The sequence below is a fragment of the Martelella sp. genome (genome assembly GCF_984369615.1).
The window spans coordinates 1-2,483 of record NZ_CFHTCS010000503.1 but is presented as its reverse complement, the minus strand read 5'-3'; the positions used below and the strand labels follow the sequence as shown (position 1 = coordinate 2,483).

The following is a 2,483-nucleotide window of genomic DNA, read 5'->3' as shown; positions in this document are numbered from 1 at the left end:
GCGGCGCATCTCGAAAAATTGAACGACAACCAGCGGGCCGCGGTTCTGCATGGCACGGATTTGCCTGATGGCGCCATCGGCGGACCGCTGCTGATCATTGCGGGCGCGGGATCCGGAAAGACCAACACGCTTGCCCATCGCGTGGCGCAACTCGTCATCTCCGGAGCCGATCCGCGCAGGATCCTGCTGATGACCTTTTCCCGCCGTGCCGCAGCCGAAATGGGAAAGCGGGTCGAACGCATATGCGCAAAGGCTCTTGGCGACAAGGCCGGGATCATGGCGGATGGGCTTGCTTGGTCCGGCACCTTCCACGGGATCGGCGCCCGGCTGTTGCGCGAATATGCGATCGAGCTTGGTCTCGATCCGCAGTTCACCATCCATGACCGCGAGGATTCGGCCGATCTGATGAACCTTGCACGCCATGACCTTGGCTTCTCCAAGACTGAAAACCGGTTTCCGGCCAAGGGCACCTGCCTTTCGATCTATTCGCGCACCGTCAATGCCGAGGCGCCGCTCGCGGAAATCCTGAGGGCCAATTTCCCATGGTGTGCCGCCTGGGAAAAGGAACTGAGAGAGTTGTTCTCGGCCTATGTCGAGGCCAAGCAGGTCCAGAATGTCCTCGATTATGATGATCTGCTGCTCTACTGGGCACAGACCATGGGCGACCCGGTGCTTGCTGCCGAGATCGGCGGACGCTGGGATCATGTCCTGGTCGACGAATATCAGGATACCAACCGCTTGCAATCCTCGATCCTGATGGCGCTCAAACTTGGCGGGCGGGGCCTGACGGTTGTGGGCGATGACGCTCAGTCGATCTATTCGTTCCGGGCCGCCACGGTTCGCAACATCCTCGATTTCCCGAATGAATTCTCGCCGAAGGCCGCCGTGATCGCGCTCGATCGCAATTACCGGTCGACGCAGCCGATCCTCGCCGCCGCCAACGGCGTCATCGGTCTAGCCCATGAGCGCTACACCAAGGATCTCTGGACCGACCGCGCCTCAACCGAAAAGCCCCGGCTGGTGACGGTTCGCGACGAGGGTGATCAGGCGCGGTTCATTGCCGACGAGGTCCTCGACAATCGCGAGGGCGGCATGCGGCTGAAGGATCAAGCCGTGCTGTTTCGGGCGAGCCACCATAGCGGGCCGCTGGAGGTGGAGCTCACCCGCCGCAACATTCCGTTCGTGAAGTTCGGTGGACTGAAATTCCTCGATTCCGCGCATGTGAAGGACATGCTGGCAGCACTCCGGTTTGCCCAGAACATGCGCGATCGTGTGGCGGGCTTCCGGCTGATGCAGCTCTTGCCAGGTGTCGGCCCGGTCTCGGCGCAAAATGCGCTGAATGCGATCGCGGAAACCGCCGATCCGGTCGAGACACTGGCAGCCCTGCCAGCGCCCTCACGAGCGGTGGCCGACTGGCCGGGTCTCGTGTCGTTGGTAACGGATCTCCGGCAAGCAAACATGGGGTGGCCCGCCGAGATCGGCCGGATCCGGGCATGGTATGAGCCCTATTTGGAGCGCATCCATGAAGACTTCGAGATGCGCCGCGCCGATCTTCTGCAGCTTGAGGATATTGCCGCTGGCTATCCGTCGCGGGAGCGGTTCCTGACCGAGCTGACGCTCGACCCGCCGGACGCCACCTCCGGCCAGGCCGGGGTGCCGCTGCTTGATGAGGACTATCTGATCCTTTCGACCATCCATTCCGCGAAGGGGCAGGAATGGCGCTCGGTCTTTGTGCTCAATGCCGTCGACGGCTGCATTCCCTCCGATCTTGGCGTCGGCACGACCGACGATATCGAGGAGGAACGGCGTTTGCTTTACGTGGCCATGACGCGGGCGCGGGACAGTTTGAACCTTGTCGTGCCGCAGCGCTTCTTCACGCACGGGCAGTCCTCGACCGGCGACAGGCATGTCTATGCCTCGCGAACCCGGTTCATTCCCGCTATGTTGTTGCAGCATTTTGACAACAGGACATGGCCGGTGGCGAAGCCGGGGCAACAGAGCAGCTCGGGCCCGCGACAGGTCCGTCTCGATGTCGGTGCGCGGATGCGCGGAATGTGGCGGTGAGGGGACAGGAATTTGTGCAATCTCTACAATCTGACAACGACACGGGATGCCGTCGTCGAGTTCACGAAGGCGATGAGCGACAAGGCCGGGTGGAACGAGCCATCGCTCAATGTCTATCCCAACACGCTGGCGCCGATCGTTCGCGTCGATGGCGATGGCAAACGGGAAATCGTCAGTGCCACCTGGGGCATGCCGACGCCGCCGGCCTTCGTCAAAGGCAAGGCCGATCGCGGGGTCACCAACATCCGCAACGTGGGATCTCCGTCTGAAAATCCCGTAGACGATTAACGTCGTCCCGGATCACGCACTTGAGACAGTCATGGCCGCGCCGGATGAACTGACAGTTTTGGAAAGAGACCATGAGGTCGAAACGGATGACGCTGTCACACCCATCCGCAAGATCATCCATGTCGACATGG

The 2,483-nt window shown here is 61.7% G+C and carries 2 protein-coding genes; both read left to right on the top strand.

What is annotated here, in order from left to right:
- A partial coding sequence (locus AC5DC2_RS22895; protein WP_491700155.1) for an ATP-dependent helicase occupies positions 1 to 2,064 on the top strand: 2,064 nt, incomplete at its 5' end.
- A 12-nt stretch (positions 2,065 to 2,076) separates the two neighbouring features.
- Complete coding sequence (locus AC5DC2_RS22890) at positions 2,077 to 2,352, top strand: hypothetical protein (RefSeq protein ID WP_491700154.1); 276 nt, start codon at positions 2,077 to 2,079, stop codon at positions 2,350 to 2,352.
- The last annotated feature ends 131 nt before the right edge of the window (positions 2,353 to 2,483 follow it).